6 protein-coding genes are annotated in these 6,176 nt (G+C 23.2%); 1 reads left to right on the top strand and 5 read right to left on the bottom strand.

The window, feature by feature from the left end; genetic code table 11:
• Positions 1-73: 73 nt before the first annotated feature.
• Together AWT65_RS03465 and AWT65_RS03460 are read right to left on the bottom strand one after the other, a co-directional pair.
• Positions 74-661 (bottom strand): transposase, encoded by a 588-nt coding sequence (locus AWT65_RS03465; protein WP_083497811.1) that lies wholly within the window; start codon positions 659-661, stop codon positions 74-76.
• Between the two features lie 37 nt (positions 662-698).
• Positions 699-1,601 carry a DMT family transporter gene (locus tag AWT65_RS03460; protein ID WP_066729396.1) on the bottom strand — a complete coding sequence of 301 codons (903 nt, stop codon included), beginning with the start codon at positions 1,599-1,601 and terminating at the stop codon, positions 699-701.
• A gap of 74 nt (positions 1,602-1,675) precedes the next feature.
• Between AWT65_RS03460 and sppA the strand changes: the two genes are divergently transcribed.
• Positions 1,676-3,253, top strand: a complete 1,578-nt coding sequence (gene sppA, locus AWT65_RS03455) for a signal peptide peptidase SppA (RefSeq protein WP_066729394.1) — start codon at positions 1,676-1,678, stop codon at positions 3,251-3,253.
• A gap of 33 nt (positions 3,254-3,286) precedes the next feature.
• Here sppA and AWT65_RS03450 read toward each other — a convergent pair whose 3' ends face one another.
• From AWT65_RS03450 to lepB, 3 genes are read right to left on the bottom strand one after another with little or no spacing between them, the layout of a single operon-like run.
• Entirely contained in the window at positions 3,287-4,465 is a 1,179-nt protein-coding gene (locus tag AWT65_RS03450) for an ROK family transcriptional regulator (protein WP_066729386.1), read from the bottom strand.
• Positions 4,466-4,486: 21 nt separating this feature from the next.
• On the bottom strand, positions 4,487-4,861 hold the full coding sequence (locus AWT65_RS03445; RefSeq protein WP_066729384.1) for a GNAT family N-acetyltransferase: 375 nt from the start codon (positions 4,859-4,861) through the stop codon (positions 4,487-4,489).
• Positions 4,851-6,116, bottom strand: coding sequence for a signal peptidase I (gene lepB, locus AWT65_RS03440; RefSeq protein ID WP_066729382.1), 1,266 nt, complete (start codon positions 6,114-6,116; stop codon positions 4,851-4,853). Before lepB ends, AWT65_RS03445 begins: the two co-directional genes overlap by 11 nt.
• Positions 6,117-6,176 lie beyond the last annotated feature (60 nt).

Genomic DNA, 6,176 nt, shown 5'->3' with positions numbered 1-6,176 from the left:
AAAAAAATAAAAAAAAATAAAAAAAAAATAAAAAAATAAAAAAAAATAAGAAACTTGATTTTTAATTAAATTTTTAAGTTTCTTTTTTTAATTCATGTAGAATATTTCCTATTTTATTATTTTTTCTCTTTTGAATATGCATTCTGAAATTGTAACCTAATAAAAGAAACCCTATTTCTCTTTCCACATTTTCTTTTCCCCTAATTTTTAATTTACGGAATTTTAAAGTTTCTTTTATTAATCCAAATGAACCTTCTACTTGAATTGATCTATTAATTCTTAATCGTTTGCCTAATTCACTACAAATATTTTTTTCAGATTGTTTTGAATACTCTCTAAATTTGTAATTATACCAAACATTTTTAGAAATTTTAGAATTGTAATATATCTTGTATTCAATACCTTTTCTTAAAGAATTTCCTATATATTGCAATTCAAATCCATCTTTTCTGCTAAGAGTATTATTATCTAGATTATATATTAAATTTTCTAATCTGTTTAAATCTTTTTGGAAATTTCTAGTTTTACTTTTTTCATATTGTTGTGGCTTTATATATGTTATCAAATTATTTTTATCTATATATTCATAATTTTCATAACTTTCATATCCTGCATCAGCAATTATATTTTTTAAATAGAAATCTTTTTCTTTCAAATCAATTAAAAATGGTAAAAAAAAATGAGCATTTGCTCATTTTTTATTCCTTACCTAAATTCAAATATACTATTGATCCTATTAATACTATAGCAGCTAAAATTTGTAAATGAGTTAAATAATGCTTATAAACCACTGCTTCAACTATTACTGAAGTCAAAGGATAGGCTAATTCACAAATTGTTGCATATGAGGCTTTGGTTGTTATCATTCCCTTATAATATATCATAATACCTATCAAGCTATATATTGCAATAATTATAGTTAATAAATAAATATTAGGACTTGATATATATTGAGAAAAAGATGCAACAGTGTTACTTGGGAATATTATTAAAATTACAACCATGATTAGTGTTGTGAATAAAAATCTATAAAAAGTTGTAGTTAAAAATGAATGATTATTTACTACAGCTTTTCCAAAAACTGTTGAACCTCCAAATGACATTGCGGCTATAAATGAATATATTGCAGCTTGTAAATTTTGCTTAGGTAATAAACCAGGATTTTTTAATCCAAATATCAATAAGTATAAGGCAACTAATGTTATTACCAATATGATATAGAATCTTTTTTTTGGTCTTTCACCTAAAATAATATAGGCTAATATTACTGCAAATATTGGCTGTGCTTTTTGAATAAGTGTAACCATACTCAAACTATAATTACTTAACTGTAAAGCCTTAACTATTGATAAAGTCCCTATACACCCTCCAAATAATGATATTAAACCATAAAAAATAAAATCATGTTTTTTAAACTTTTTCAATAGCTTATATTTATTGAAAAATAATATTGATAATATGATTGTAGGAAATAAATGAGATACAAATACAATGAATTTCACATCATAAAAACCATATTGAAAGTATCTAGGTGTTAGTAACACTCCATCTATACCCCACATTGCTGCTCCTAATGTTATTAAAAACCAGCCGTAGTTCATTTTATTCACCTCTTTTGTATTTTTGGTAATTACATGATATAATAAATACAAAATATTTACAATAGGAGGATTAAATGTCAAATTTGTTTTACAGTGTTTTGAATAGTATATTTATCGCTTTTTTTATTCTTTTAATCTTGTTCATTCTTTGTCTTTTTGTATTTAAACAATTTTTTTTAAACAAAAATTTAAAAACTATTAAGCAAAAAAAAGCTAACACGCTTTTAATAAATAAAAATTTCTGCTACGATAAAGAAAATAATCCATTTGACGAAAAAATGAACTTTTTAGAACTTAAACAAAAATTAGATTTTGTTTTATATGATGAAAAAATAAAGAAAATAATTATAGATGTAGACAAAACTTCTTTAACTTCTGTACAAATCGAAGAATTACAACCTATATTTAAAAAATTAAATAAAGAAAAGGAAGTTATAGCCATAGCTACACTTCTTACAAATGAAACATATTATTTAGCTCTTTTAGCCGATAAAATTTATTTGGAAAATACCATAAATTCATCATTAATTTTAAGAGGATATTCAAGAAAAATAACATATTTCAAAGATTTTTTCAAAAAAATAGGTGTTAGAATGAATATTTTACACATAGGTTCATACAAGGCTGCTGGAGAAAATTATTCAAGATCAAAAATGAGTGAGCCTTTCAAAGAAAATTTAAAAACTTTATTTGATATTAGATTTAAAAACTTTATTGATACAATAAAGGAAAGAAGAAATTATGATCCAACAGAAGATATTTTATCAGGAAATTTATTTTTTAATTCTAATAAAAATTTAATTGATAAGCGTATTAATAAATGGGAATTACTTGATAAAGAAAAAATAGTAACTATCACTTCATATAAGTTCAAAAAAAAGAAACAACAAAAGAATGTAATAGCCATTGTTAGTTTAGATGGTACAATAAGTGAAAAAGAACTTAGTTTTGAAGAAGTAAAGAAAAAAGTTGAAAAAGTCAATGATATAGGCACTAGCCTTGCTGGTGTTATATTACAAATAAATTCACCTGGAGGATCTGCATATGAATCTAGCTTAATTTATTCATATTTAAAAGAAAAAATCACAGTACCTCTTTTTGTTTCAATGAAAGATGTTTGTGCTTCTGGTGGTTACTATATTTCTTGTGCTGCTGACAAAATGTTTGCAAACAAAAATACTCTTACAGGTTCAATAGGAGTTGTTAGTATGTATCCTACTTTTACTAAGTTAACTAAAAATTTAGGTTTGAATTTTGATGGTTTATCAATAGGTAAAACAACAGAATATGGAAATTTATATGAAAATCTAACAAGAGAAACTACTGAAATTATTATAGATCATATGAATGCTGTTTATAAAGAATTCAAAACTGTTGTTATTAAAGCAAGACATATGTCTGACAATAGATTAGAACGAATAGCACAAGGTCGTGTTTGGACAGGAGAACAAGCTTATTTAAATGGTTTAGTTGATGGTATAAAAAATATTGATGAAGTTATTGAAGAAATGAAAAAATATTTAGAAATTGATAAATGCAGTATTTATTCTATTGACAAAGATTTTAATCTAAATAAATATGTTAAATCAAAATTACCTTTAGTAACTTATGCAAGCTTACTTAGAACACCTATATTACTTATGATTGATTAAAAAAAGGGTGCATTACAAACGTATTGCACCTTTTTAAATACTAATTAAATCATCATATTCAAATAGCTTTTTTAAGATTAGACTTACAGAAGAAATATCTTCTATTTTATCTTTCAATTCTGTATAATATACATTAATTTTTTCATCTTGTATTTCTTTTATTAAATTTTTATCTATACCTTTTTGAAAAGAATCAATAAATATATTTTTTGTATAAATTATATCACCTGCAATTATTACATTATCTATATCTATAACTTGTAATAAATTTCCTATATATTCTCCCATTCTCATTGCTAATCTTTCAATTATTTTTTTTAAAAGAGGATATTTTTTTGTTACAGCATATATTTGCTTCATTTCGTATTTATCTATATTATATTTATTCATAAATTTCTTTTCTATCTCATTTGCAATTAATAATTTTATATTTTCTGCTGAAAACTCAAATTGTAAGCAACCCACTTTACCACAATTACATACACAATTTGAATTTTTATCTATAATATAATGCCCTATTTCTCCGGCTTGCAGTCTTGATCCTCTATATATACTGTTATTAATTTTTAATGCTCCACCTACACCATTGTTCATATAAATATATAAACAATTTTCCATATTTTTAGAACGACCAAATAAATTTTCAGCATTTAACATTGCATTCACATTATTTTCTAAAATCACAGGAATATCAAATTTTTCTTCTAATAAATCCCCTAATTTTAAATTTTTCCATTTAAAAAAAGGTGACAGAATTATTTCTTTTTTAAAAGGATCAACAATCCCATGTATAGCTACACCTATACCAATAATTTCATTTTTAGAATATTTTGATATTATTTTAGACATTTCTTCTAATAATAAATCAATTAAACTTTTATTTTTCTTTATGAAAAATTTTTTTCTTTTATTTTCAAGGATTTTTCCTTCCAAATTAGCTACCGATATACTCAAAAAACCTAAACCTAGTGTTACACCTATAACTTTCTTAAAATCTTCATTTATTTTAACTATTTTTCTAGGTCTTCCTTTCTTATTAAAATTTTTTTCATGAACCTGTTTGATATATCCTACTTCTTCTAATTTTTTAAGTGTTCTAGATATAGCAGCACCAGTAATTTTTAATTTTTTTTGTAATTCGCAAGAACTAATCCTTTTTTCTTTAAATATTATATTAAGTAATCTAAACTCACTTTTTCTTAACTTTCTCATAATAAAGTATATAATGAAAACTTATAAAACACAAACTTTTTTCATTATTATTGCACTAAAATCTCCATAATATTTTTTTCTTTCATATATTTGCAAAAAGCCTTGTCTTTTATATAAGGCTAAGGCTTTTGTATTTTTTTCATTAACTTCTAATAAAATATCTTTATCTTTTGGAAGTAAGGACATTAATCTACTTCCTATGCCCTTACTTTGTTCTTTTATGCTAACCGCTATTTCAAATATTTCATATACATCTACACTATCCAATAAGATTAAATAGCCCTTATTTTCTATTGTATAAATATTATAAATATTCGTTAAACTTTCAAAATATGATGAATCAACCTTTTTTTCAAAATTTTCATTATGTATTTCAACTATAGTTTTAATTTCCATTTGACATAAATCCTATTCTATTAAAAGGCATCCATCTAAAGAATAACTTACCTCTTATTCTACTCTTTTTAACATAACCAAAATATCTTGAATCTTCACTATTATCAGTATTGTCACCCATAGCCATATAATAATCATCAGTTAGTTTTTCATATTGACCACTTAAAAGTTTTTCAAATCTTCTTTTATTATATTTAAAATCTAATATAGGTAACATTAATTCATTATGATTCTTTTCTTGCATTATAAATGTATATCTCTTTGTTATACTTCTATCTGTTATATTATTATACAATCCCACAAGTTTTGTATAGTCTTGACCCCTATATTTATTTAAAAATTCTTGAGGAGTCAAAATATTTATTTTACCTGCTTCACTATCAAATTCCAATACTTTAATAATTCTAACTTCATCACCTTTTTTAGGTATATATATTTCATTTTGCCCCAAAATTTCGTATAAAGAATCTTTACCATTATTATAATATCTATCGCTTATTTTCAAGCTATTACTATATATCTTATTATCTTGTATTTTAAATATTGTACCAGCTACACCTGTTATTCTTTTTGTATACATAACTTGGTTATTAAGTGGTTCTTCAAAAGAAATAATATCATTTAATTTAGGATTTTCAAATTTATATATAATATTATTTGAAAAAATTCTATCTTTCGTTAAAATAGTAGGTTCCATTGATTGAGTAGGTATTACATAATTTCCCAAATAATGACTTTGTAATATAGTTATTAAAATAAGTAAAAATATCGCATTAATCAAAAATCTACATCTTTTTCTAAAATCTTCCTTCTCCAAATAAATTGATATAAGAAGTAAGGGTACAGATAAGGCCATACTCAAGTTAAAACTCTTATCATAAATTCCAAATATATTAACACCTATAAATAACATTATAATATTTAAAACAAATAAATATTCTTTCTTTTTATTTAAAAGTAATAAAACTATATTAGCTATTACTACTACATATAGGGCTACTTGCTTTAAGGGTAAAATATCACTTGCTGTCTTATCTACAAAAAATATAAAAATTCCACCTACAACAAAACAGTTAAATATATTTAAACCAATAATAACATTTTTATTAATTTCCTTTTTTATTTCAATTCTACTTGAAAAAGCATCTGATATATTTTCTAAAATCTCAGTAACTTTCTTTTCTTTGAATAAGAAGAATAAAATTATAACTGCAGTTATAATATAGAATATCCCCCATAATATCTTATCCAGCATTTTTCCTCCTTTTTTTCCTTTATTATATCATTTATATATTTTTTTTACAAAATTTATTTG

The sequence above is a fragment of the Sneathia sanguinegens genome (assembly GCF_001517935.1).
Lineage (GTDB): Bacteria > Fusobacteriota > Fusobacteriia > Fusobacteriales > Leptotrichiaceae > Sneathia > Sneathia sanguinegens.
Note: the sequence above shows the minus strand (reverse complement) of the source record. Positions and strands in the feature narration are given on the sequence as shown.